Here is a 25,435-nt window from a genome sequence, read left to right on the forward strand (position 1 = left end):
GGTGGCCACCCGGATCGAGCCATTCCTTGCGGAACGCAACAAAGATAGCAGAGCCTTCCAGTACAAGGTGCGAGCGGAGCGAGCCTCGAAGGATCGACGGCCAGCGGCCGGGCCGTGCATCCTTCGAGACGCGCTTCGCGCTCCTCAGGATGACGGGGATAGAGACTCGTCCGGCCGACAGGTAGATCAGCTGAAGCTGTCAGTCCCGCGATGCGCGCCCGTTGCGATCAATCGCCGGCGCGATAGTGCCCGGACTTGCCGCCGATCTTCTCGATCAGATGAATGCCTTCGATGCGCACGCCGCGCTCGACCGCCTTGATCATGTCGTAGATCGTCAGGCAGGCGACCGAAACCGCGGTCAGCGCCTCCATCTCGACACCGGTCGGCCCGGTCACCTTGACGCTGGCGCGGACGATGCAGCCGGGCAGCTTGGCGTCGGTTGCGATGTCGATCGTGACCTTGGTCAGCGCCAGCGGATGGCAGAGCGGGATCAATTCCGAGGTCCGCTTTGCCGCCATGATGCCGGCGATCCGCGCGGTCGCCAGCACGTCGCCCTTCTTGGCTTGCCCCGACTCGATCAGCGCGAGCGTGGCCCTGCTCATCAGGACGCGGCCTTCAGCGACGGCGGTCCGTTCGGTCGCGGGCTTGGCCGAGACGTCGACCATGCGCGCGTCGCCCTTGGCATCGATATGGGTGAGGGCGGTGCCGGAGCCGGCCGGCTCGGTCTGGGTCTTATTGGCTTTGGACTTCCGCGCCATCGCGTCAGCGCGTTGCGGTGGCGCGCGGATCGGCCTGCCGCGTCAGCAGGGCGCGGGTGGCGGCGGTGACGTCCTGCTGGCGCATCAGGCTCTCGCCGACCAGGAAGGTCGACATCCCGACGCGCTCGAGGCGGGCGAGATCATCAGGCGTGAAGATGCCGCTTTCGCCGACCATCAGGCGGTCGCGCGGGATCAGCGGCGCCAGCGCCTCGCTGGTCGCGAGCGTGGTCTCGAAGGTGCGCAGATTGCGGTTGTTGACGCCGATCATCGGCGAGCGAAGTTTCAGGGCACGGTCGAGCTCGGCGCGGTCGTGGATCTCGATCAGCACGTCCATGCCGTAGCCGAGGGCTGTGTCCTCGATCTCCTTCGCCGCCGCGTCGTCGAGCGCGGCCATGATGATCAGGATGCAGTCGGCGCCGTGGGCGCGCGCTTCCGCCACCTGGTAGGTGTCGAACATGAAGTCCTTGCGCAGCACCGGCAGGTTGGTCGCCGCGCGGGCCGCGACCATGAAGTCGAGATGACCCTGGAACGAGGGCGCGTCCGTCAGCACCGACAGGCACGCCGCGCCGCCGGCCTCATAGGCCTTTGCGAGCACGGGCGGATCGAAATCGGCCCGGATCAGGCCCTTCGAGGGCGAAGCCTTCTTCACTTCCGCAATCAACGCGAAATCGCCGCGCGCGTGCTTGTCTTTGAGAGCGCGGACGAAGCCGCGCGGGGCCGAGGCCGATTTCGCCTGCGCTTCGATATCGGCGAGCGGACGCGCGCGCTTTGCGGCGGCGATCTCCTCGCGCTTGTACGCCTCGATCTTGGTCAGGATGTCGGACATCTCTGTACTCTCAGCCGTTGGACACCGCGATCAGATGCTTGAGCCGCGCAGCGGCCGCACCGCTGTCGAGCGACTGGGCGCCGATCGCGACCCCTTCCTTCAGATCCTTGGCGCGGCCGGCCACGATCAGGGCCGCGGCGGCGTTGAGCAGGGCGACGTCGCGATAGCCGCTCGGCTTGCCCTGCAGCACGCTGGAGAGCGCGATCGCATTGGCGTCGGCATCGCCGCCCTTCAGCGCCTCGCCGCCGACGCGGCCAAGGCCAGCCTCCTCGGGCGTCACCTCGAATGTCCTGATCTCGCCGTTATCGAGCGTCGCGACGAAGGTCGGACCGGTGAGGGTGATCTCGTCGAGGCCATCGGAGCCGTGCACGACCCAGACCTTGTCCGAGCCGAGATTCTTCAGCACCTGCGCCAGCGGCTGCACCCACTGCCGCGAGAACACGCCGACCATCTGCCGCTTGACGCCGGCCGGGTTCGACAGCGGTCCGAGCAGGTTGAAGATGGTGCGGGTGGCGAGCTCGACCCGGGTCGGGCCGACATTCTTCATCGCCGGATGATGCGCGGGCGCGAACATGAAGCCGATGCCGGCCTCCGCGACGCAGCGTCCGACCTGCGCCGGCGTCAGATCGAGCTTGACCCCGAGCGAGGCCAGCACGTCGGCGGCGCCCGAGCGCGACGACAGCGCGCGGTTGCCGTGTTTGGCGACGGGCACGCCGGCGCCGGCCACGATGAAAGCCGCGCAGGTCGAGACATTGACCGAGCCGGAGCCGTCGCCGCCGGTGCCGACGATATCGACGGCCTCGGCCGGCGCCTTGACCGGCAGCATCTTGCCGCGCATCGCGGTGACGGCGCCGGTGATCTCCTCGACGGTCTCGCCGCGCACCCGCAGCGCCATCAACAGCCCGCCCATCTGCGAGGGCGTGGCTTCGCCCGACATCATGCTGTCGAAGGCAGACGCCGCTTCTTCACGCGTCAGCGTGGCGCCGGTAGCGACTTTTCCGATGATCGATTTCAGGTCGTCCATTCGCTGGCCCAGGGTCTGTTGTTGGAGCTTGATCTGCGGACAGCACGCCGTCGTGCTGTCCCGATCATGCTCAATTATTTGCGCCTGTCACCTGTGCGAAGGCTGCCTGGTTGATGGTTACGCCGATGTCGGTCTCGATCTTGCTGACATACTGCGCGACCTGCTCGTCGCTCATCGAGCGCCGCAGCGCCTCGGTGAGCTGCTTGGCTGCGTCGGAAGCGAAGTCGACCGGCGGCACCGTCACATTGGTGACGCGGAACACGACCCACTGGCTGCCGCCGGCGGTCGATGTCTGTCCGTCGCCATCCTTGGCGGTGCGGAATGCGGCCGCGATCACGCCGGCCGGCACGCCGGGCGGGGAGGCCTCGCGGTTGAAGTTCGCGGCGGTCTCGACCTTGACGCCGGCCGCCGTGGCCTCGTCGGCGAGCTTGGCGCCGCTGTCGAGCTTCTGGACCATCTCGGTCGCCTTGGCGCGCAGCTTGGCGGAGATCTGATCCTCCCGCCACTTCGCCTCGACCTGGTCGTGGACCTCGTCGAGGGGACGCTCGCGCGACGGCGTGATGCCGAGCACGTCGTACCAGACATAGCCGTTGTTGAACTGGATCGGGTCGTTGTCGACGCCGACGTCGCTGTTGAAGGCCTGCGACACCACGTCGAGGCCGCGCGGGATGTTCGACGCGACCTGGCCGTTCGGCAAGCGGCCCGAGCGATCGACCGCATCGATCGTGACGGCGTTCAGTTTCAGCTTCTGTGCCGCGTCGATCACGCTGGAGCCGCCGCCGCGCTCGTCTTCCATCTTGTCGCGCAGTTCGGCCACCTTGGTGCGGGCGCGCTCGGAGGCGATCTCGTTCTTCACCTGCTGCGCCATGCTGTCATAGGTCGGGATCACGCCCGGCTCGATCTTGCCGACCTTGACCAGCGCGATGCCGAAGCGGCCCTGGACCGGCTGGCTGACCTCGCCCGACGGGAGAGAGAAAGCGGCATCGCCGACGGCCGGATCGAGGATCGCCGACTTTGCGACCAGGCCGAGATTGACGTCGGCCGGGCTGAGCTTGCGTTCCTTGGCGATGTCGTCGAATGAGGTGCCTGACGTGATGCGCGCGCGGGCGGCCTGCGCCTCGCCGGCGTCCGGAAACACGATCTGCGAGACCTCACGCTTCTCGGGCGTGCTGAGCCGGTCCTTGCGCTCCTCGAAGAGCTTCTTGGCGTCCTCGTCCGACACCGTTTCCCACTTGCCGATTTCCTCCGGCGTGATCGCGACGAAGGAGATCTTGCGGTATTCGGGCGCGCGGAACTGAACCTTGTGGTCCTCGAAATAGGCGGCGAGCGCTTCGGGCGAGGGCGGATCGATGGTGCCGGCCTGCGCGGCGCCGAGCGTGACGTAATCGATCGAGCGCTGCTCGTTCTGGAAACGGGTCAGCGCCTCGATCATCGATTTGGTCGGCTCGATCCCGGACGAGATGGTGCCGGCGATCTGCCGCCGCAGGCCGACGCGGCGCTGCTCGGCGATGTAGCGGCCCTCGGTGTAGCCGAAGTTGCGGATCACGGACTGGAAGCGCTGCGGATCGAACTGGCCATTGAGGCCCTTGAAGTTCGGATCGTTGTAGATCGTGCGCAGCACCTCGGCATCGGACTGGTTGAGGCCCATGCGGCGCGCTTCTTCATCGAGCGCGGCCTCCGCGAGCGTCTGCTGCAGCACCTGGCGATCAATCCCGAAGGCGCGCGCCTGGTCCGGCGTCAGCGGACGGCCGAACTGGCGGCCAAGCTGCTGCAAGCGGTCGGTATAGATCTGGCGGAACTGCTCGGCGGAAATCTCGGTTCCACCGACCTTGGCGAAGGTCGACTGGCCAAACCCCTTGAAAATGTCGGCAATGCCCCAAATTCCGAAACTGACGATCAAAACGCCCATCACCACGGCCATAATCGTCTTGCCGAGCCAGTTTGATGAGGCTTTCCGCATTCCTCGAAGCATGGGTCCAACTTGTTTTACAGGAGGGGAACCGGGTCGTGCCCAAATGGGACCAAAAGTCGGGACTTTTTGTCCGGCAGCAGGGCGTCACCGAATTGAAAACGCTTATAAAGTGGCCGAAGCCCCCCCGCAACCATGGGTAAGGGGGCGGATTGAAGCGGTCAGCAGGCACGAGCCGTGCTCTGGAAGTCGCCGCCCGGCTCTGATAGCGCAGGGGAGGCTTGAATGATGGGAAATCCGACATGACCGACGCCATCCGGCCGCTGATCGCCGGCAACTGGAAAATGAACGGCCTGAAATCCTCCTTTGCCGAGTTCGGCGCGATGCTGGCCGGCGCCGGCGGCGTCGCCGGGAAGGCCGATCTCCTGGTCTGTCCGCCGGCGACATTGGTCGGCGCTTTTGCCGACAAGGCGCGCGGCTCGAAGGTTTCCGTCGGCGCCCAGGACTGCCATCCGAAGGCATCGGGCGCCCACACCGGTGACCTCTCGGCGGAGATGTTCAAGGACCTCGGCGCGGTCGCCATCATCGTCGGCCACTCCGAGCGGCGCGCCGACCATGGCGAGAGCGATGCCCTGATTCGGCAGAAGGCGGAGGCGGTCTGGCGCGCCGGACTGACCGCGATCGTCTGCATCGGCGAGACGCGCGAGCAGCGCGACGCCGGCAAGACGCTCGATGTCTGCGGCACCCAGCTTGCGGGCTCGCTGCCCGACGGCTCGACCGCGGCCAATCTGGTGGTGGCCTATGAACCGGTCTGGGCGATCGGCACCGGGTTGACCCCGACCACCGGGGATGTCGAGGAAGTTCACAGGTTTATCCGGGGACAGCTCACTGATCGCTTCAAGGGCGAGGGAAGTAAGATCAGGATCCTCTATGGCGGCTCGGTGAAGCCGTCGAACGCCGCAGAGTTGATGGCCGTCGCCAACGTCAACGGTGCGCTGGTCGGCGGCGCCAGCTTGAAGGCATCCGACTTCCTGGCGATCGCCGCGGGCTGTTAGGCGGACGGCGCTCCGTCCACGTCATTGCGAGCGAAGCGAAGCAATCCATTTCACCGCGTGTGCGGATCGATGGATTGCTTCGTCGCTTCGCTCCTCGCAATGACGGTTCGGACTAAGCCACAGCCACACCGATCCGCTTCCAATAGATCATCGTCCCGGTGAGGCCGCCATGCGGCTTCAGCGCGTAATCCGGGATGAGTCCGGTGAGCTGAAAGCCCAACCGCTCATAGAATGGCCCGGCGCCGTCCTCCTCGGCGGTGTCGAGCACCAACAGCGTGCGTCCGTGCGTGATCGCAAGCTGCTCGGCGGCGCGCATCAAGGCCGTCGCCACGCCGCGACCGCGGCGGGCGACGCGCGTCATCATCTTTGCGATCTCGGCGCGGTGCGGCTGGTTCGGCGGCAGCTTGAGCAGCAGCGTTACGGTGCCGATAAGATCATTGCCGTCGAACGCGCCGAGCACTACTCGCTCGCCGCGCGCCGCTGCGCCAAGCGAGTCCTGCCAGAACGCGTCGGCGTCCTCCGGCGCCAGCGGATGCATGAAGCTGACGGAGCCGCCGTTGGCGACGGTCTCGATCAACAGCTCACTGAGCGCGTTGCGAATCCCGCGCTCGTCGGCGAGCGGCTTGATGGAAAACTGCGACATGCATCAGCTCCGGGCCAGGGCGACTACGTAGGTGCAACCGGCATTGGTTTCGTTGGCGAAGGTGGTTTCCGCAGGCGGGCCGAAGCCGAGGCAATCGCCGGGGCCAAGCACATGGCGTGCGCCGCTCTCGGTGATGACGAGGCTGCCGGTCAGCACCCAGACCAGTTGGCGGATGTGGGCATAGGACGAGGCGGGCAGGGTCACGGACTGCTTCGGCGGCAGCTCGACCCGCACCAGTTCGACCGGATGATCGGGACGGCTGAACACCTGGCGGCGGAGGTAACCGGTTTCGGGATCGCGCCACACCGGCTGCGTGGCGGCGCGTGACAGCCGCTCGCCCTGGCCCTCGGCGCGCAGCATCAGACCGGCCAGCGTGAGGTCGAAGGCCGAGGCGAGGCGTACCAGCACCACCGCGGTGGGACTGACTTCGGCGCGCTCGATTTTGCTGATGGTCGCCTTCGAGACCCCGGCGCGTTCGGCAAGCTCGGCCAGCGACCAGCCCCGGCCGTCGCGTTCGAGCCTGATCCGCTGCGCCAGGCGTTGGCTCAGGTCGTCTACCAAAGTATCCATATGTCAATTATAATGGAATAGAGCGGTTCCGATCAAGGCCCCGAGGGAGCGCGATCGGCATCGCTTGCGATGTCAGCCGATGCGACTATCTCGGGGGTGACAATGCCCGGTGCAATCGTGTAACAGGGCGCGACTTCACGAAAACCGTAGAGCCGATAGCGCCGTTTGTCTGGCCGCTTGGCGGCTTGTGACGGAAGGCTTGCGATGCAGACTGTCGTTATCATTATTCATCTCATGATCGTCGCCGTCATGATCGGCGCGGTGTTGCTGCAGAAATCCGAAGGCGGTGGCCTTGGCATGGGCGGCGGCGCCGGCTTCATGTCGAGCCGCGGCACCGCGAATCTGTTGTCGCGGACCACCGCGATCCTCGCGGCCGGCTTCTTCCTCACCAGCCTGTTTCTGTCCTGGTACGCGGGCTACGACCGCAAGCCGAGCTCGATCATCGGCACCGGCGCACCGGCGCAGACCCAGCCGGCCGGCGGCGCGCCGCTGACGCCCCCGACCTCCGGCGGCATCCTCGATTCGCTGAAGAAGACCGACGAGCAGCAGGGCCAGCAGGCTCCGAGCGGCCCGCAGGCGCCTCGGTCGCAATAAAGCAGGGTGGCCATGCAGGATGCACCGCTGGCATCCTGCATCAGGAATACCCATCAATAGTCTGAAATCGCTCGCAATTTAACGTAACCCACAGCCCGGTGGTTTGTTTGCCGGGAACAACCGATTCGTTTTGCGAATCGGTGGAGTCGGCTTAAAGGTAAAGTCCCATGGCGCGGTACATATTCATCACCGGCGGCGTGGTCTCCTCGCTCGGCAAGGGTCTGGCTTCAGCGGCGCTCGGCGCTTTGCTGCAGGCTAGGGGCTACAAAGTCCGCCTTCGCAAGCTCGATCCCTATCTCAACCTCGATCCCGGAACGATGTCGCCGTATCAGCACGGCGAAGTGTTCGTGACCGACGACGGCGCCGAGACCGATCTCGATCTCGGCCATTACGAGCGTTTCACCGGTCGTCCGGCCACCAAGGCTGACAACATCACGACCGGTCGCATCTACCAGGACATCATCACCAAGGAGCGCCGTGGCGATTATCTCGGCGCCACCATCCAGGTGGTCCCGCACGTCACCAACGCGATCAAGGAATTCGTGCTGTCGGGCAATGACGAGTACGATTTCGTGCTGGTCGAGATCGGCGGCACGGTCGGCGACATCGAGGGCCTGCCGTTCTTCGAGGCGATCCGCCAGCTCAAGAACGAGCTGCCGCGCGATCACGCCGTCTACATTCACCTGACGCTTTTGCCGTACATTCCAAGTGCCGGCGAACTCAAGACAAAACCGACGCAGCACTCGGTGAAGGAGCTGCGCTCGATCGGCATCCAGCCGGACATCCTGCTGTGCCGCACTGATCGCGAAATCCCCAAGGAAGAGCGGCGCAAGCTTGGCCTGTTCTGTAACGTGCGCGAGAGCGCCGTGATCGAGGCGCGCGACGTCGACAACATCTACGCGGTGCCCGAGGCCTATCACGCCGCCGGCCTCGACGACGAGGTGCTGGCCGCGTTCGGTATCACGGCGAAGATTCCGCCGGCGCTGCAGAGCTGGCACGTGATCAACGAGCGCGTCCGCAATCCGGAAGGCGCGGTGACGATCGCGATCGTCGGCAAGTACACCGGCATGAAGGACGCCTACAAATCGCTGATCGAGGCGCTCTCGCATGGCGGCATCGCCAACAAGGTGAAGGTCAATCTCGACTGGATCGAGAGCGAGGTGTTCGAGAACGAGGACCCGGCGCCGTTCCTCGAGCACGTCAACGGCATCCTGGTGCCCGGCGGCTTCGGCCAGCGCGGTGCCGAGGGCAAGATCCGCGCGGCGCAGTTCGCGCGCGAGCGCGACGTGCCGTATTTCGGCATCTGCTTCGGCATGCAGATGGCGGTGATCGAGGCGGCGCGCAATCTGGTCGGTATCGAGAACGCCAATTCGACAGAGTTCGGCCCGACCGAGGAGCCGCTGGTCGGCCTGATGACCGAATGGCTGCGCGGCAACGAGCTCGAGAAGCGCTCGCAGAGCGGCGACCTCGGCGGCACGATGCGGCTCGGCGCCTATCCCGCGGCGCTCAATCGCGGCAGCCGCGTCTCGCAGGTCTATGGCGGCGCGACCGAGATCTCCGAGCGGCACCGTCACCGCTACGAGGTCAACACCGCCTACAAGAATCGCCTCGAACAGCACGGCCTGCGTTTCTCCGGCATGTCGCCCGACGGCGTGCTGCCCGAGATCGTCGAGTACGAGGACCATCCCTGGTTCATCGGCGTCCAGTTCCATCCCGAACTGAAGTCGCGGCCGTTTGAACCGCATCCGCTGTTCGCGTCCTTCATTGAGGCCGCGGCGAAGCAGAGCCGGCTGATGTAACCGCGGTCAGCTGCGCCGTCACACGGCGGCGCAGTCCTCGCTCGCCTGGCGTTCCTTCTTGATCGGTGAAACGTTGGTGCAGGCCGCCGGTGCGACGTCACGCGTCAACAGCTTGTACTGCGGTCGCCGCGTCAGCCGGTAGACCGCGGCGGGCGGCACGTTGAGGATGGCGCGATCAACCAGCGTGGCGCGCAGGCCGAGCCGGTCGAGGATCGGTCGCCGTATCGGGCAGCGCATCCCATAGGTGAATTGGTAGAACGCGCCGCCGGGACGCATGTAGCTGAATGCGCCGCCGACGATCGAGATGACTTTGCGCGGCGACATGTTGAGCAGCGGCAGTCCGCTGACCACTGCGCCGACCGGCGCGCCGTCATACAGCCGTTCCGAGGCCAGCCGCGCCGCATCTATCCACAGCACGCGCGCGCCGGGAAAGCGGAGCTGCAGCAGCCGCATGAAATCCGAGCCGTATTCGATCAGCGTGAGATCCTGCTGGCGCACGCCGTGCTTCAGCAGCTGATAGGTGAAGGCGCCCGTTCCAGGACCGAGCTCCAGCACCGGGCCGGTGTTGGCGTTGATGTCGCGCGTGATCAGTTCGGCGAGCGCCGCGCCTGAGGGCGCGATAGCGCCGACGCGGCCGGGGGCGGCCATCCACGCCGTGAAGAAAGAAAGGAGATCATGTGCCATTGGGATTCCCAGCAAAGTGTCGTCGCGTCGCGACTCGATCGCGCGGCGCGATCTCCTCTTTGCGGGGGCTGCATTGCGAGAACATTGCGCGATGATGCTGGAAAGCGCTCTGGCATCACGATGCGAAAGGCGCCGGCGGTAATGTAAGACGGAAGCATGCGCCGCCCTTCGGTCCGTCGAGCACGGAGACGTGACCGCCATGCAGCCTTGCGATCTCGCGCACCATGTTCAGACCAAGGCCGGCGCCGCGGTCGAGCGGCGCGAGTCGATAGAACGGATCGAAGATCCGCGTGCGCTCATGCTTTGGAATGCCGTCGCCTTCGTCGGTCACATCGACCGTCGCGGCACTGCCGACATGGATGGTGATGGTGCCGCGGCGGCCGCCATGCTGGATGGCGTTCTGCACGAGATTGGTCAGCGCGCGCTCCAGCGCGGCGCGGTCGCCCAGCGTTTCGACGTGGTCGGCGGCGCTATCGAGCGATAATTCGTAACCGCCCGCGATCGCGAGCGGCGCGAGATCGGCGGCGACATTGCGCGCGACCGCGACGAGATCGACACGTCCAAAAGGATTGCGGCACTGGTCGAAGCGCTGGATGTCGAGCAGCTGCTCGGCGAGCGTCGCAAGCCGTGCCGAGTCCTCGAGGAGGCGGGTTTTCTCAGGGCCCGCGGGTAGCGACTCCAGCCGCGTGTTGAGGATCGCGATCGGCGTGCGCAATTCGTGCGCGGCATCCGCGACGAAACGCTGGTGGCGGGAATAGCCGTCGTCGAGCCGCGTCAGCGCGTCGTTGACGGCGGTCACCAGCGGCGCGACCTCAAGCGGCACGTGATCGGCCGACAGCCGGCTGCCGCGCTGGCGGAAATCGATCCGGCGCGCCTGGTCGGCTGCGGTGTCGAGGCCGGCGAAAGCGCGCTTCACCACCATTGGCGTTGCGATGAACGTGGCGCACGCCATCAGCAGCAGGCCGGGCAGGGCAACGGCAAGGAATGCCAGCGTCGTGGCGAGTGCCGTCTTGATGCTCGACGTCGGCCCTTGCGTAGCCGTGAGCACCTGCACCGGGCCGGCGTCGGAATTGATGCGTTTCAGCCGCGCCGGCTGTTTGCGCGGATCGTCCTCGAACATCTGCCAGCCGAGCCTGGCCTGGCTGATCTGGTCGAGTGCAGCACCGATCCCGGCGAATTCGGGCGGCACTGTGCCTTCCGATAGCGAATGGCCTTGCCGGTCGCGCACCAGGAACCAGAGGTCGGGCGTGGTCTCGCGAAGCTGCTTGAGCTCGGCGGTCGGGCGCAACACCAGATTGCCCTGCCCATCGCGTGCGATCGCGCTCTGCACGATGGAAATGACGTGATCCTCATCGCGCGGGACGATCAGGAAACCGGTGACGCACAATGCGCTGATCAGGCAAACGATCAGCATGGCAAGCAGCAGCGCCTGCAGCGCGACCAGCCGCCAGCTCAGTTGCGAGCGCAGGCAATAGTGATCGGCGGATTCGCTCATGACACCTGCTTGAGCAGGTAGCCGACGCCGCGAATGCTGTGGATCTCGACGCCGGCATCGGTGTCGGCGAGCTTGCGCCGCAGCCGCGAGACATGGGCATCGAGCGCGTTCGACTGGATCTCGTCCTCGAAATTGTACACGGCCTCCTCGAGCGTCGCGCGCAGCACGGTGCGGCCGAGGCGGCGCAGCAGCGTCTCCAGCACCAGAAGCTCGCGCCGCGGCAGGTCGAGCGGGCGGCCATTGACGCTGGCCTCGCGATGGCTGCAATCGAACGCCATGCGGCCGGCCTTGATGATCTCGAGCTGCAGGCCGGCGGGACGGCGCAGCACGGCACGCAGCCGCGCCAACAGCTCCTCGACCGCGAACGGCTTGGCCAGATAGTCGTCGGCGCCGCTGTCGAGCCCGGCGATGCGGTCGGCGAGGTCGCCGCGCGCGGTCAGCACGATGATCGGAACGCCGTCGGCCTTGGCGCGCAGCTTCGGGATCAGCGTGAGGCCGTCGCCGTCGGGAAGCTGGCGGTCGAGCAGCACCGCGCCATGCACGTCGGCGGAAATCGCTTCCTCGGCCTCGGCGAGGCTCGGCACATGGTCGACCACCATGTCGTAGCCCTTCAGCGCCTGCGCCAGCGCCGACGCCATCTCGGCCTCATCCTCAACCAGCAATATCCGCATGTGCTCTTGGATCCATATCCCGAACGACCGGTATTAGGGCAAGCAACATTGCAACAACATTGCGGAGATGGCCGCCCCGTGCGAGCAGGGGTGCCATGTTGTCGCCCCCTCAAGACAGTCCGGAACCCGCTCGCTATAACCGCCCGCACAACAATCTGGAAGGATCGCCAATGATCTACGAGACCCGCGTTTATCGTTGCCTGCCGGGCCGGCTGCCGGCGTTGCTCAAGCGCTTCGAGACCATCACGCTGAAGCTCTGGGACAAGCACGGCATCAGGCAGGCCGGCTTCTTCACGACGCTGGTCGGCGAATCCAACCAGGATCTGACCTATCTGCTGGCCTGGGAAACGCTCGCCGAGCGCGAGAAGAAATGGACCGCGTTCACAACCGATCCGGAATGGATCGCCGCGCGCGCCAAGACCGAGGAGGACGGCCAGATCGTTCTCACCATCGAAAACCAGCTTCTGGTGCCGACGTCGTTCTCAGCGGTCAAGTAGCGCCGGCTGCCGTCGTTGCGAGCCAACGGGGCGAGCGAATGCGCGCCCGATGACAGGCCGCGATGCAATCCATTGGCACCGCATATGCGCGGGCTGGATTGCTTCGTCGCTTCAGGGCAAACGTGATCGCGCACGCCACATGCAATAGCATTGTGGGCGAGGTGCGCTTGCGCGATTTCGGAATATTGGAAATATATCCCTGATTTGCCCGACGGGTCAAGCTGCTTTGTCGAACACGGCAGCCCAGCTCCTTTGCATGGGGTTGTTTTCGATATTTTGGCCGTTGGCGAACGCCGCAGCGCTATTGTTGCGGGCAGCCCGAGGTCTGATCGCCCTGCGTCACCATCGGCTTGCCGTTGATGAAGACGCCGTGGCTGCCCGACGTCGTCTTGCCGCCGCAATGCGTGCGGTCGCCCATCACCACCGCCGGCTTGCCGTTGATCAGGACATTGGGCACGCCTTCAACGAGCGGGCCGCCATTGCTGGTGGTGTCGCCGCTGCGCGCGGCGGGCTTGCCGTTGACCGTGACGCCGTTGGCGCCGCTGGTGACGACCCCGGGCTGGCTGCTGGCCTGGCCGTAGGCCAGACCCGACATCGCCGACAGGGCGGCCACGGCTATGATCGCAGGCGAAAAGCGCATGTCGTCCCTCACTGGGAATCTGTTCCGCCGCACTCTATAGGGGCGGTTGGGGCAGGATTGTGATAGCACGGCGCACCCACGGCGTCAGCGCAACCCCCTCATCGTGCCGGATGGCTTGATCCCTCCGGCGCGGGATTGCATGGTCGCCGACGAAAGGATGCTCAATTTTGACCAATCAGGTTTCCGCGCAAGCCGCCGCGCCGATCGTTGCCGTCGGATCGGCCAAATTCGGCAACGCCTTGCCCTTACAGATCATCGCCGGTCCCTGCCAGCTCGAGAGCCGCGCGCATGCGCTTGAAGTGGCTTCCGCGCTGAAGGAGATCGCGGCGCGGCTCAAGATCGGCTTGGTGTACAAGACCTCGTTCGACAAGGCGAACCGCACCAGCGCATCGGCCGCGCGCGGCATCGGGCTGAAGCAGGCGCTGCCGATCTTCGCCGAGATCCGTTCCTCGCTCGGGTTGCCGGTGCTGACGGACGTGCATGAACCCGACCAGTGCGCGGAAGCGGCGCAGGCGGTCGACGTGCTGCAGATCCCGGCCTTCCTGTGCCGGCAGACCGATCTCCTGCTGGCGGCGGCTGCGACCGGCAAGGTCGTCAACGTCAAGAAAGGCCAGTTCCTGGCGCCATGGGACATGGCGAATGTGGTCAGCAAGATCACCGGCGCCGGCAACGCCAATGTGCTGGTCACCGAGCGCGGCGCATCGTTCGGCTACAACACGCTGGTGTCCGACATGCGTGCGCTGCCGATCCTCGCGCGCACCACCGGTGCGCCGGTGATCTTCGACGCCACCCATTCGGTGCAGCAGCCCGGCGGCAAGGGCACCTCGTCGGGCGGCGAACGCGAATTCGTGCCGGTGCTGGCGCGCGCGGCGGTCGCGGTCGGCGTCGCCGGCGTGTTCATCGAGACCCATCCCGATCCGGATCACGCGCCGTCCGACGGCCCCAACATGGTGCCGCTGCGCGAGTTCGAAGCCCTCGTCAAGCGGCTGATGCAGTTCGACGCGCTCGCCAAGACCGCAGCCTGACGGGGGTGACGACGACATGACCGCAACCAGCGGCATGCCGCCGGCCCTCAACGTCATCACGCTGGCAACCTTCGCGGCGAGCCTGTCGGTGCGTGCACTCGATCCTGTGCTGCCGCATGTTGCCGAGGATTTCGGCGTCAGCATCGCGACCGCAGCGAGCTTTGCTGCGGTGTTCGCCTTCACCTTTGCCGCGGTGCAGCCGGCGATCGGCGCCGCTGCCGATTTGTTCGGCAAGGCGCGGCTGATGACGATTTGTCTCGGACTGCTCGGCGTCGCCAACATCCTCGGCGCGCTCTCGACCTCGTTCCCGATGCTGTTCGTGACCCGCATCCTCGCCGGCGTCGGCTCGGGCGGCGTGTTTCCGGTGGCGCTGTCGCTGACCAGCGATCTGGTCGGCCCGGACAAGCGGCAGCTCGCGATCGGCCGTACGCTGGCGGGCTCGATGACCGGCAATCTGCTCGGCGCCACGGCCTCTGGCCTGATCGGCGATCTGCTCGGCTGGCGCGGCGTGCTCGCGGTGCTCGGCGGCCTTGTGATCATCGTCGCGCTGGCGGTTGCGGCCGGCTTCCGCGGCGCTGCGCTGAACCGTCCGCCGCGCACCAGCCTGAAGGCGCTGCGCCACGGCTATCGCACCATCTTCACCAATCCGAACGCGCGGATCTGCTATTCGGCTGTTTTCATCGAAGGCTGCTGCGTGCTCGGGCTGTTTCCCTTCATCGCCTCGTTCCTGTTCGAGCTCGGCGAGACGTCGCTGTCGATTGCCGGCATCGTGATCGCAGGCTTTGCGATCGGCGGGCTGCTCTACACGCTGACCGTCTCGCGCCTGCTGCCGTGGATCGGGGTGAGGGGCATGATGATCGTCGGCGCCACGCTGGTCGCGATTCAACTGGTCGGCGTCGCCTTCGGGCCGCATTGGAAGCTGCAGACGGCGGGCCTGCTGGTGATGGGCCTCGGCTTCTACATGATCCACGGCTGCCTGCAGGTGTTCGCCAGCGAGCTATCGGTCGAAGCGCGCGCCACGGCGCTGTCGCTGCACTCGTTCTTCTTCTTCATGGGCCAGACCGTCGGCCCGATCGCCTATGGTTTTGGTCTTCAACATGCCGGCAAGACCGCGACGCTGGTCTCGGCCGCCGCCGTGATGGTCGTGCTTGGCTTCATCTGTGCGAGATTCCTCAAGCAGCGTGCGCCCGCTGACGCGCATGCCGGCTCCTGAGCGCTGCTGCGAGGAACTGTCCGCGTCCTCGCAGCACCGTTCCGAAAATGCGCGATCGCTAGGTTAGATGGAAGGCATCGTGCCCCATCGCCACGTACTGCATCGTAGTCTCATGCAGCCAATCCGAACTGCTGTGCGAGACGTCGGAAGCAAGTTGCGCAAGCTGCTCTGCATGTGAAGGGCCTTCAAATGAGAACGGCTGGGGAGTGCCGGCTGCGGCGCCAGCGTTGTTGCCGCCATCGGCAAACACGAAGCTATCGGCGTGCACCGATGTCGCGACATGACCGGCCTCGGGAGACGGGTCGGGCGTGAAGCTGACGCCGTGCGGAGAGCTGAAGTCGAAGCCGGGCGCATTGTCGGCCGACAGCAGCGGCGTGAATGCGCCCGTGGTCGGGTCGACCTGGCCGAACGCCTTCAGGCTGCCGATCGAGGCGTAGTAATCGTCGGGGTTCAGGCCAGTCGCGTGAAACGAGAAGACCTTGTCGGTGGCCGTATCGGTCAATGTGAACGTACCCGACTTGACACCTGTTTCAATGACATCGTCGAGACCGGCCTTGGCGCCGACGCCGGCAATCGGCGTAAACGACACCGATTGGTGGGTCGTGCCGGGATTCTTGATATCGATGATGGTCCCGTCATCGCCGCTCGACAGCAACAGGTCGCCGTTCGGGGCGAGCTTCAACGAGTCCGGATCGTTCTGAGGCACGACCTCGGTCTTGCCGGTCACGGTGTCCAGACCGGTAGCGCCAAATTCAAGAATGGGCTTGGTCGCCAACGTGCCGGACGGATGATCGCCGTTGAGGAGCTGGACCACGGTTGCATCGCCGGGATTGACGGGGTTGGTTTCGCTCAGGAACACCTTGTCGCCCTTGAACACCACATCGTCATAGCCGCGGCTCGTACTCGAGTCGGCGTAGCTGAGCGGCGCGGAGACCGCATGCGTCTCCGGATTGATCAGCGTGAGGGTGGGATTGCCGTCCTGATTCTGGAGTGCCCAGATATCGCCGGTCGTTGGGTTGTATTTCAGGCCATCGACCGATCCCGTGATCGAGTATGTGAATTCCACGTCGCCGTGCCTGTCGTATTGCACGATGGTGCTGGAGCCTCCGGCGCCGGTCGAATCGGCGCCATTGCCGTATTCGACAAAGGTCGAGCCGTGGGCGGTTGTGATAGAGTCGGGCTGGGTCGCCCCGTCGGGTGGGGCCTGGAAGGTCTTGACCGCACTGATTTCGGGAAGTGGCGCCGCGTTCTTGTCGGGGACGAACGCAACGCCGTGCGGCGAACCGAAGCTGAAGCCCGGGGCATTCTCGCTGGATACCAGCGCGGTGAAGATGCCGGTGTTCTCGTCGACCTGGCCGAACGCCCCGAGCGAACCGACCGAGGCATAGTAGTCGTTGGGGTTGAGGCCGCTCGCATGCACCGTCAGGACGTGGCCGTCCTTTGCGTCCGAAATGTAGAAGGTGCCCGACGTTGCTGTCGGCTTGGTGACGTCGTCGAGGCCGGCGCTCCCGACCGAACCGGCGGGAATTCCCTGGATCGGGGTGAACGCGATGGCCTGGTGAGAGGTGCCCGGATTCTGGACGTCGATGATCGCGCCGTCGTCGCCGCTGGAGAAGATCAGATCGCCGTTCGCGGCGAGCTTCAGCGAATCCGGGTCGGCCTGCGGCACCACTTCCATCTTGCCGGTCACGGTATCGTAACCCACGGCGCCGTCGAGCAACACGGGAGTGGTGGTGAGCAGGTCGCCAGGCTTGGGGTTCGTGCCGCTCAGGAGCTTCACGATGGTCGGATCACCGTTGCCGGTCGGGTTCGTGTAGCTGAGGAACACCTCGTTGCCCTTGAATACCACGTCATCATAGCCGCGCGAGGTCGACGGGTTGGCATAGTCGAAATGCGCAGTGATCGTCTGCGTGTTGGGATCGATCAGCGACAGCGACGAGCGGCCGTCCTGGTTCTGCAATGCCCAGACCATTCCGGTTTCGGGATTGTACTTCAGCCCATCGACCGATCCCGCGATCGAATAAGCGTGGACGAAGTGTCCCGCGCGATCGTACTGGACGATCGTGCTGTCGCCCGGCGCAGCGCCGGTCGAGTCGACGCCATTGCCGTATTCGACAAACACGTACTTGTTCGCGATGGTGATCGAATCCAGTCCGGTCACCCCATTCGGCGGAGCGGCAAATGTCGCGATTGAATCCACATGCGCCATCGGGGGCGCGTTCTTGTCCGGAACGAAGATCAGGCCGTGCGCGGCAGAAAAGTTCGCTCCCGTGACCAGCGGCGTGAAGACGCCGGTCGTCGGATCGACCTGGCCGAACCCGCCGAGGCTCGCAACCGACGCGTAATAGTCGTTGGTGTCGAGGCCGCTCGCGAGGAACGAATAGACGTTCCCGGTTTTCGTATCGGTCATGTAGAACGTACCGGCAGTAGCGCCTGGCTTGATTACGTCATCGAGGCCGGAATTGCCGACGGAGCCGGCTGGAATGCCCTTGATCGTCGTGAAAGCGATCGCCTGACTGGCCGTCCCGGGATGCTGAACATCGATGATGGTGCCGTCGGCGCCGTCGGTGAAGATCAGGTCGCCGTCGGGGGCGAGCTTGAGCGAATCCGGATCGGACTGCGGGACCACTTCGGTGGCGCCCGTGACCGTGTTGAAGCCGGTCGCGCCGTCGGTCAGAATGGTCGATGTCAGCAATGTCCCGCTCGGATGGTCGCCGTTGAGCAGTTCGACGAGCGTCGGATCGCCGGCTCCGTCTGGATTGGTGTAGCTCAGGAACACCTTGTCGCCCTTGAAGACGACGTCGTCATAGCCGCGCGTCGCGGATGGATCGGCAAAGCTCAGCGGGCCCGTCACCTTGTGGGTGAGGGGATCAATCAGGGTAAGTGTGGAGTTTCCGTCCTGATTCTGAAGCGCCCAGATCTCGCCGGTGTATGGATTATACTTCAGACCATCGACCGATCCGGCGATCGTATAGGTGTGTTCGACTTTGCCGTTCTTGTCATACTGCACGATCGTGCTCGAGCCGCCGGCGCCGGTGGAGTCTGCACCATTGCCGTATTCGACGAAGATCGTCCCGTTCGCAGTCGTAATGGAGTCCGGAGCTGCTGCGTCAACCGCCGTGCCCGACGCGAACGTTTTCATTCCGCTGATCGTAACCATTTCGATGCTCCCTGAGGGTGAGATGAGGAGTGCAAAAGGACACCTGACGGACGACGCGTGTGTGACGATTGGCCGCGCAAATTTTCTGCGGTTCGCGGAACATTTTGGGCGTTACGGATTCGTCTTGCCGCTCAATCGCTTTCGCGATGGCGCAAACCGCAACGCGGAACCTGGCCTCACAAGTTTCAAGAATAAGCCGCAGTGTCGTACGAATTCACTTCGCGCGACGCCGTCATCTCAAGACGTGGATTGATTAGCGTGCGGTCGGCCATAGCCGGGTCGATGCAAGCAAGGTGGGCTGCCTGCACGTGTTCCAGCGAGCTATCGGTCGAAGCCCGCGCCGCCGCGCTGTCGCTGCACTCGTTCTTCTTCTTCATGGGCCAGACCGTCGGCCCGATCGCCTATGGCTTCGGCCTGCAACACGCCGGCAAGACCGCAACGCTCGTCTCAGCCGCCGCGGTGATGGTCGTGCTCGGATTTATCTGTGCGAGATTTCTGAAGCAGACGCGGCCGGCGGATGCCGCCGCGCGGCCGGTCGTTGCTCTCGCTGTTGAAACGTTTGCATCGATGACAATAGGGCAGCAACTACGTCTTCCGAGTAAACGGCGCGGGCTTGGCCAGCGGGGAGGGGAGCTTGAAGGGCTGGACCTTGATTGCTCCAGCGCGCAATCTGCCTTCGTAGTTGATGAAGGTGATTAGATCGCCAGTGTACTCGAAATAAGCCTCCTGTGTCAGGAGAAGGGGCGATATAGAAGAATGAGAGCTTCGTCAGGTCCCTTACCTCCAAATCCTCCTTCGCAAGCTCCTCAAGCGAGACGTAGCAGAGATGTTTACCCTGGTCGGGGTCATGCCAGTACGCGTGGGCGTACCGGTTGCGGATTGCGAGGCAGTTTCTGAGCGTGTCGATTAGTAGATTGAACTCGGTCCCAAGTCCGAGGATGGCGCGGCCGAGACCGTCGGCGATCAAAACACGATTTGTCTCGCCTCGAACTCTGAACATGGCCTTGAGGGTGGGTGCCGTTGAGATCAAAGTCCCTTGCGACTTGGACGCAGTTCATGAGATCCAGTTCTAACTCGCCGTAGTCGAGCAGAAGCCGACCGATGACGGCCATTTCCCGGGGAAGGTTCTATGGATTTGAAACATCGGTCACGCTGCCGGGAATCTTAGGTGAGAGTACGTCATGATGCCGTCCCGAAAGAACCTTTCTATGTTTGCCTTCAGGCGGTAAGCAGACGCGGCGAATTTGCCAGCGCCCGCTCTAACCCCTCCCGCGATACGTCGCGACGCCCTGATCGGGAACCCACAGCCCCTTTGACAGGCGGCCGGTCTGGAAGAACACGTCGATCGGGATGCCGCCGCGCGGATACCAGTAGCCGCCGATGCGCAGCCATTTCGGCTTGATCTCGTCCGAGATCCGCCGGCCGATCATGACAGTGCAATCCTCGTGGAAGGCGCCGTGATTGCGGAAGCTCGCGGCGAACAGTTTCAGCGATTTGGATTCGAGCAGCCAGCGGCCCGGCACATAGTCGATCACCAGATGGGCAAAGTCCGGTTGGCCCGTTACCGGGCAGATCGAGGTGAATTCCGGCACCGTGAAGCGTACCAGATAATCGGTACCAGCCTGCGGGTTGGGCACGCGGTCGAGCTGCGCCTTTTCCGGCGTGTCGGGCCATTCCACCGCACGGCCGAGCTGCAGGCCGGGGGAGGTCGTTGATTTGCTGGATTTCTTCGCCATGAGGGGTCTCCGTGGGGTCCTCATAGAGCATGATCCGGAAAAGTGGAAACCGGTTTTCCTGCAAAACAACCCCATGCAAAGGACGGCAATGCGGGGCGTCCGTCACCCGGCCTTTTCCCCCTCGATGCATTGCGGTAGAAGCACCGCCATCCGACCCCCGCACTGCCAAAAGAGGTTCTCATGACTGACATCGTCGACATCATCGGCCGCGAAATCCTGGATAGCCGCGGCAACCCCACGGTCGAGGTCGATGTGGTGCTGGAGGATGGGTCGATCGGTCGCGCGGCGGTGCCGTCGGGCGCCTCCACCGGCGCCCATGAGGCGGTGGAACTGCGCGATGACGACAAGTCGCGCTATCTCGGCAAGGGCGTCGAGAAGGCGGTTGCTGCCATCAACGGCGAGATCTTCGAGGCGCTCAGCGACCAGGCCGTCGAGGAGCAGGTCGCGATCGACCAGATCATGATCGAGCTCGACGGCACGCCGAACAAGAGCCGGCTTGGCGCCAACGCCATCCTCGGCGTCTCGCTGGCCTGCGCCAAGGCCGCCGCGGAATCCTTCGACATGCCGCTGTACCGCTATGTCGGCGGTACCTCGGCGCGGACGCTGCCAGTGCCGATGATGAACATCATCAATGGCGGCGTGCATGCCGACAACCCGATCGACTTCCAGGAATTCATGATCCTGCCGGTCGGCGCGACGTCATTCGCTGAAGCGCTGCGTTGCGGTTCGGAGATCTTCCACACGCTGCGCGGTGAGTTGAAGAAGGCGGGCCACAACACCAATGTCGGCGACGAGGGCGGCTTCGCGCCGAACCTGCCGTCGGCCGACGCCGCGCTCGAGTTCGTCATGAACGCGATCGGCAAGGCCGGTTACAAGGCGGGCGACGACGTCGTGCTCGGCCTCGACTGCGCCTCCACCGAATTCTTCAAGGACGGCACCTATGTCTATGGCGGCGAGAACAAGACCCGCTCGCGCTCGGAGCAGGTGAAGTATCTCGCCGACCTCGTCGGCCGCTATCCGATCGTGACGATCGAGGACGGCATGTCGGAGGACGACATGGACGGCTGGAAGGAGCTGACGGACGCGATCGGCAACAAGTGCCAGCTGGTCGGTGACGATCTGTTCGTCACCAACGTGACCCGGCTTGCCGACGGCATCAAGCACGGCCGCGCCAACTCGATCCTGGTCAAGGTCAACCAGATCGGCACGCTGACCGAGACGCTCGCGGCGATCGAGATGGCCTACAAGGCCGGCTACACCGCCGTGATGTCGCACCGCTCCGGCGAGACCGAGGACTCAACGATCGCCGACCTCGCGGTCGCCACCAATTGCGGGCAGATCAAGACCGGCTCGCTGGCGCGCTCCGACCGTACCGCCAAGTACAACCAGCTGCTGCGCATCGAGCAGCAACTCGGCACCCAGGCGAAATACGCCGGCAGGGCGGCCTTGAAGGCGCTGGCCTAGCGCCCCAATTGATCGGGACTGAATAAAACGCAAAAAGGGAGGTCGGGATGAGTGACGGCAAGAGCGGTCTGCAACTGCGTTCGCTGCTCAAGAAGGATGGCGAGCTGGAATTGTCGTTGGTCAATGTCCCGACCCCCGAGCCCGGTCCCGACGAGGTCGTGGTCCGGGTCGAGGCGACCCCGATCAATCCGTCCGACCTCGGGCTTTTGATCGGCCCTGCCGACATGGCCGCCGCCAAGGTCTCCGGCAGCAAGGAACTGCCTGTGGTGACCGCGCGCGTACCGGAAGCGGCGCTGGCGGGCCTCGCCGCCCGGCTCGACGAGTCGATGCCGGTCGGCAATGAAGGCGCCGGCGTTGTGATCCGGACCGGCTCGTCGGACGCGGCAAAGGCGCTGATGGGCCGGACGGTCGCGATGATCGGCGGTGCGATGTATGCGCAATACCGCACGCTGCGTGTCACCGAATGCCTGCCGCTGCCCGAGGGCACGACGCCGGCGGAAGGCGCGTCCTGCTTCGTCAATCCGCTGACCGCGCTCGGCATGACCGAGACGATGCGGCGCGAGGGCCATAAGGCGCTGGTACACACGGCGGCGGCGTCGAACCTCGGCCAGATGCTGAACAGGATCTGTCTCAAGGACGGCATCGGCCTCGTCAACATCGTGCGCAACAAGGAGCAGGCCGACATCCTGCACAAGATCGGCGCCAAGCATATCGTCGATTCCAGCGCGCCCGATTTCATGGACAAGCTCACCGGCGCGCTGGTCGAGACCGGCGCGACCATTGCCTTCGATGCGATCGGCGGCGGCAAGCTCGCGGGCCAGATCCTGGTCGCGATGGAGACCGCGATCAACAAGACCGCCAAGGCCTACAGCCGCTACGGCTCGAACGTGCACAAGCAGGTCTATGTCTATGGCAGCCTCGACAACCGTTCGATCGAGCTGCCGCGCGGCTTCGGCATGGCCTGGGGCGTCGGCGGCTGGCTCTTGTTCCCGTTCCTGATGAAGATCGGTCCGGAGGCGGGCAACAAGCTGCGCCAGCGCGTGGTCGCCGAGTTGAAGACCACCTTCGCCAGTCACTACACCAAGGTGGTGTCGTTGCAGGAAACCCTGCAGCTCGACAACATCGCCGTCTACGGCAAGCGCGCGACCGGCGAGAAATTCCTGATCAATCCGAACAAGGGCATGTGATGGAGCAACCGTAGTCCGTAGCCCGGATGGAGCGGAGCGCAATCCGGGATCAGTCAATCCGCAGACACGGTGGCCCCGGATTACGCTTCGCTGCATCCGGGCTACGGATGCCGCGAATGCCCATTGCGCTCTACTCGCGCTCGAATGCCAACTTCCTGGAGCGCTTGTGACGTTCCAGGGCATGGCCGATCAGGACGTCCATCAGCTCGGATTGCGGCAGGCCGCTGGCCTCCCACAGCCGCGGATACATGCTGATGTTAGTGAAGCCGGGCAGGGTGTTCGCCTCGTTCACGAACGCCTGCTCGCCGTGCAGGAAGAAGTCGATGCGCGCCATGCCTTCGCAACCCAGCACGCCGAACGTCTTGATCGCGAGCTCCCTGATGCGATCGGCCACGGCAGGCGGGACGTCGGCGGGGACCTGCAGCAGGGCGCCGTCTGCATCGAGATACTTCGCGTCGTAGGAGTAGAAGCCGTGCTTGTCGGACGGCACGATCTCGCCGAGCTGCGAGGCACGCACGCGGCCCTCGGCATCCTCGAGCACGGAGCACTCGACCTCGCGGATCGGCGCGATGCTGCGCTCGACCAGGATTTTTCTGTCGAAGCGGAACGCCAATCTGCAGCCGGTCTCGAACTCCTCCGTATTGCGCGCCTTCGACACGCCGACCGATGATCCCATGTTGGCGGGCTTGACGAACAGCTCCTGCGAGCCGAGGACGCTGACGGCGTCGTGATAGCTGACGGGAGCTTGAGCCGACATCGCGACAAAGGGGACGATCGGCAATCCCGCCTCGCGCAGCAGGCGCTTGGCGATGTCCTTGTCCATTCCGGCCGCCGAGCCCATCACGCGCGAGCCGACATAGGCCACGTCGGACAGCTCCAGCGCGCCCTGCACGGTGCCATCCTCGCCATTGGGGCCATGCAGGACCGGGAAGACGACATCGAACGCCGGTAGTTCCGCCGGGCCCGCCGCCGGTCCCTGGAGCACCACGACACGGCCCCCTCCGCCCGGCAGCAGCGCGAGTTGTGGTCCATGGTCCGGAATGGTCAACGCGCCGCCACCCGCGCCGGCGCCGTTGCCCGCATCGGCAACGATCCAGCGGCCGTCCCGGGTGATGCCGATCGCCGTGGCCTCATAGCGATCCGCATCGAGCGAGCGAAGCACGTTCGCCGCCGACGCCCGCGAAACGTCATGTTCGGCTGATCGCCCGCCGAACAGGATTGCAACCCGTGTCTTGCGCTCTGTCATTGCCCGCTCTTCGGTCGGCTTTGTGCATGGAATCCAGCCACAGTATGGTTGGAAGAACGTGTCGACATTTGGCCCAGGAATACGGCCCGGCTTACTTCTGCAACAGCAGGCGCACCAGTTCGGCCTGTCGTTTCGACCCGGTCTTGTCGAAGATGCTCGACAGATGCGTTCGTGCCGTTCCGACGGTGATGCCGAGCCGGTCGGCTGCGGCCTGACGGCCATCACCCTTGATGATTTCAAGTGCGAACGCGGCTTCCGCAGGCGTCAGGCCGAAACGCTGTTGCAGGCCGTCGAGGCGCGCCTGCATTTCCGTCTCGGGATCGGTAATCAGAACGATCGCGACCGGGCGCCGCGAAACGGTCCAGGGCAGCGCGACCAGCGCTGTTTCCGGCGGCACCGGCGTCACGAGAACACCAAGCGGCGATCCGCCGGTTTTCCGCCGCAGCGTGAGTTCGCCGCCGGCACCGATGCCGGCCAGTGCCGGGCAGGACGACACCAGTTTTCTCAGCAACCGTCCACAGTCGGCGTCGGACGCGGACAGAATGCCGCCTTCGAGCCGCAGCCCATCATCGGCGTCCAGCAAGTCTTGCGCGATGCGGTTGGTGAACAGCGGCCTTGCCTCGGCATCGACCAGGAGAAAGCCGTGCTGCAATCGATCAAAACCGGCGAGCGCGCTCTCGCTCGCGAAGGTCAGGTGATACACGCGGCGTTGCAACGCGACGGCGCGGACCAGATGTTGCGCGAGGGTGGCAAACAGCCGCTTCTGATCGGCGCCGAACGGCTGTCGCTTCAGCGATCCGTGGCTGGTGAATATTCCCGTTGCGCTATCGTCGACGAGGAGATTGGTGGTCAGCGGCTCGACGTCGTAGCCGGCCGGATGCCACCACTCCTGATAAAAATCCGTGCTGGTGAATTGGTCCTGCGTGATGAAGTTGCCGACGGTGAAAACCTTGCCGGGGGCCTGACCGATGCCGAGCGGCAGCAGCGGATTGCGTGGCGCCCAGTCCAGCAGGCGGTTGACCAGCACGGGATCGATCCGTGGCGCGAGCAGGTTCGAGAGCCCGGTCGCCGGATCGTACACGCCGAAGATCACCTCCGGTCCGCCGACGGCATCGCCGATCCGGTTCAGGACGTCAGGCCAGTGCGCGGCATCGAGTGCGGCATCGTAGATCGCGGCGACGAGATCGAGCACCCCCGTCTTCGCCGGAAAGTGTGCCGCCAACCATCGATCAGCCCCTG

At 64.9% G+C, this 25,435-nt stretch carries 22 protein-coding genes and 1 pseudogene; 9 read left to right on the forward strand and 14 right to left on the reverse strand.

The features are described 5' to 3' along the window. Positions 1-227: 227 nt before the first annotated feature. The 4 genes from moaC to AC628_RS32040 all read right to left on the reverse strand — a co-directional run bounded on the left by moaC (position 228) and on the right by AC628_RS32040 (position 4,580). The gene (moaC, locus tag AC628_RS32025; RefSeq protein ID WP_074130751.1) at positions 228-758 is read right to left on the reverse strand and encodes a cyclic pyranopterin monophosphate synthase MoaC; all 531 of its coding nucleotides are present in this window, start codon (positions 756-758) and stop codon (positions 228-230) included. A 4-nt stretch (positions 759-762) separates the two neighbouring features. Further along, the gene (gene trpC / locus AC628_RS32030) at positions 763-1,584 is read right to left on the reverse strand and encodes an indole-3-glycerol phosphate synthase TrpC (protein ID WP_074130752.1); all 822 of its coding nucleotides are present in this window, start codon (positions 1,582-1,584) and stop codon (positions 763-765) included. A gap of 10 nt (positions 1,585-1,594) precedes the next feature. Further along, complete coding sequence (gene trpD, locus AC628_RS32035; protein WP_074130753.1) at positions 1,595-2,608, reverse strand: anthranilate phosphoribosyltransferase; 1,014 nt, start codon at positions 2,606-2,608, stop codon at positions 1,595-1,597. A gap of 70 nt (positions 2,609-2,678) precedes the next feature. Then, complete coding sequence (locus tag AC628_RS32040) at positions 2,679-4,580, reverse strand: peptidylprolyl isomerase (protein WP_074130754.1); 1,902 nt, start codon at positions 4,578-4,580, stop codon at positions 2,679-2,681. A 239-nt stretch (positions 4,581-4,819) separates the two neighbouring features. Between AC628_RS32040 and tpiA the strand changes: the two genes are divergently transcribed. Further along, positions 4,820-5,572 (forward strand): triose-phosphate isomerase, encoded by a 753-nt coding sequence (tpiA, locus tag AC628_RS32045; RefSeq protein ID WP_074130755.1) that lies wholly within the window; start codon positions 4,820-4,822, stop codon positions 5,570-5,572. A gap of 112 nt (positions 5,573-5,684) precedes the next feature. Here tpiA and AC628_RS32050 read toward each other — a convergent pair whose 3' ends face one another. Further along, on the reverse strand, positions 5,685-6,215 hold the full coding sequence (locus AC628_RS32050) for a GNAT family N-acetyltransferase (protein WP_074130756.1): 531 nt from the start codon (positions 6,213-6,215) through the stop codon (positions 5,685-5,687). 3 nt (positions 6,216-6,218) lie between these two features. Further along, positions 6,219-6,785 (reverse strand): helix-turn-helix domain-containing protein, encoded by a 567-nt coding sequence (locus AC628_RS32055; protein ID WP_074130757.1) that lies wholly within the window; start codon positions 6,783-6,785, stop codon positions 6,219-6,221. Positions 6,786-6,989: 204 nt separating this feature from the next. Between AC628_RS32055 and secG the strand changes: the two genes are divergently transcribed. Then, complete coding sequence (secG, locus tag AC628_RS32060) at positions 6,990-7,379, forward strand: preprotein translocase subunit SecG (protein ID WP_050419627.1); 390 nt, start codon at positions 6,990-6,992, stop codon at positions 7,377-7,379. Between the two features lie 167 nt (positions 7,380-7,546). Further along, positions 7,547-9,178, forward strand: a complete 1,632-nt coding sequence (gene pyrG, locus AC628_RS32065; RefSeq protein WP_074130758.1) for a CTP synthase — start codon at positions 7,547-7,549, stop codon at positions 9,176-9,178. 18 nt (positions 9,179-9,196) lie between these two features. On the opposite strand, the gene AC628_RS32070 is transcribed toward pyrG, so the two are convergent. From AC628_RS32070 to AC628_RS32080, 3 genes are all read right to left on the reverse strand, one after another. Continuing rightward, positions 9,197-9,862, reverse strand: a complete 666-nt coding sequence (locus AC628_RS32070; RefSeq protein WP_074130759.1) for a class I SAM-dependent methyltransferase — start codon at positions 9,860-9,862, stop codon at positions 9,197-9,199. A gap of 115 nt (positions 9,863-9,977) precedes the next feature. Beyond that, positions 9,978-11,357: a sensor histidine kinase gene (locus tag AC628_RS32075; protein ID WP_074130760.1), complete on the reverse strand. Its 1,380-nt coding sequence runs from the start codon at positions 11,355-11,357 to the stop codon at positions 9,978-9,980. Continuing rightward, on the reverse strand, positions 11,354-12,028 hold the full coding sequence (locus tag AC628_RS32080) for a response regulator transcription factor (protein ID WP_074130761.1): 675 nt from the start codon (positions 12,026-12,028) through the stop codon (positions 11,354-11,356). The genes AC628_RS32075 and AC628_RS32080 overlap by 4 nt, the downstream gene beginning before the upstream one ends. A 170-nt stretch (positions 12,029-12,198) precedes the next feature. Between AC628_RS32080 and AC628_RS32085 the strand changes: the two genes are divergently transcribed. After that, positions 12,199-12,525, forward strand: coding sequence for an NIPSNAP family protein (locus tag AC628_RS32085; RefSeq protein WP_074130762.1), 327 nt, complete (start codon positions 12,199-12,201; stop codon positions 12,523-12,525). Between the two features lie 301 nt (positions 12,526-12,826). On the opposite strand, the gene AC628_RS32090 is transcribed toward AC628_RS32085, so the two are convergent. Then, positions 12,827-13,165: a PAAR domain-containing protein gene (locus AC628_RS32090; protein WP_074130763.1), complete on the reverse strand. Its 339-nt coding sequence runs from the start codon at positions 13,163-13,165 to the stop codon at positions 12,827-12,829. A 167-nt stretch (positions 13,166-13,332) separates the two neighbouring features. Here AC628_RS32090 and kdsA point away from each other — a divergent pair, with 167 nt between their 5' ends. Both kdsA and AC628_RS32100 read left to right on the forward strand, forming a co-directional pair. Next, complete coding sequence (kdsA, locus tag AC628_RS32095) at positions 13,333-14,190, forward strand: 3-deoxy-8-phosphooctulonate synthase (RefSeq protein WP_074130764.1); 858 nt, start codon at positions 13,333-13,335, stop codon at positions 14,188-14,190. A 16-nt stretch (positions 14,191-14,206) separates the two neighbouring features. Continuing rightward, the gene (locus AC628_RS32100; protein WP_074130765.1) at positions 14,207-15,403 is read left to right on the forward strand and encodes an MFS transporter; all 1,197 of its coding nucleotides are present in this window, start codon (positions 14,207-14,209) and stop codon (positions 15,401-15,403) included. Positions 15,404-15,461: 58 nt separating this feature from the next. Here the strand turns inward: AC628_RS32100 and AC628_RS32105 are convergent, their stop codons facing one another. Continuing rightward, positions 15,462-18,545: a hypothetical protein gene (locus tag AC628_RS32105; RefSeq protein WP_143201905.1), complete on the reverse strand. Its 3,084-nt coding sequence runs from the start codon at positions 18,543-18,545 to the stop codon at positions 15,462-15,464. 314 nt (positions 18,546-18,859) lie between these two features. Here AC628_RS32105 and AC628_RS43300 point away from each other — a divergent pair. Then, positions 18,860-19,088: pseudogene (locus AC628_RS43300) on the forward strand (MFS transporter); the annotation flags it as partial. 734 nt (positions 19,089-19,822) lie between these two features. On the opposite strand, the gene queF reads toward AC628_RS43300, so the two are convergent. Next, positions 19,823-20,299, reverse strand: coding sequence for a preQ(1) synthase (queF, locus tag AC628_RS32115; protein ID WP_074130768.1), 477 nt, complete (start codon positions 20,297-20,299; stop codon positions 19,823-19,825). A 180-nt stretch (positions 20,300-20,479) separates the two neighbouring features. Here queF and eno point away from each other — a divergent pair, with 180 nt between their 5' ends. Both eno and AC628_RS32125 read left to right on the forward strand, forming a co-directional pair. Beyond that, positions 20,480-21,763: a phosphopyruvate hydratase gene (gene eno, locus AC628_RS32120; RefSeq protein ID WP_074130769.1), complete on the forward strand. Its 1,284-nt coding sequence runs from the start codon at positions 20,480-20,482 to the stop codon at positions 21,761-21,763. 47 nt (positions 21,764-21,810) lie between these two features. Then, entirely contained in the window at positions 21,811-22,950 is a 1,140-nt protein-coding gene (locus AC628_RS32125) for a zinc-binding dehydrogenase (RefSeq protein WP_074130770.1), read from the forward strand. 130 nt (positions 22,951-23,080) lie between these two features. Here the strand turns inward: AC628_RS32125 and AC628_RS32130 are convergent, their stop codons facing one another. After that, complete coding sequence (locus AC628_RS32130) at positions 23,081-24,196, reverse strand: D-alanine--D-alanine ligase family protein (RefSeq protein WP_074130771.1); 1,116 nt, start codon at positions 24,194-24,196, stop codon at positions 23,081-23,083. Between the two features lie 91 nt (positions 24,197-24,287). Continuing rightward, positions 24,288-25,388: a helix-turn-helix transcriptional regulator gene (locus AC628_RS32135; RefSeq protein ID WP_143201906.1), complete on the reverse strand. Its 1,101-nt coding sequence runs from the start codon at positions 25,386-25,388 to the stop codon at positions 24,288-24,290. Positions 25,389-25,435: the final 47 nt, after the last annotated feature.

Source organism: Bradyrhizobium sp. NAS96.2, assembly GCF_001908235.1.
GTDB lineage: Bacteria > Pseudomonadota > Alphaproteobacteria > Rhizobiales > Xanthobacteraceae > Bradyrhizobium.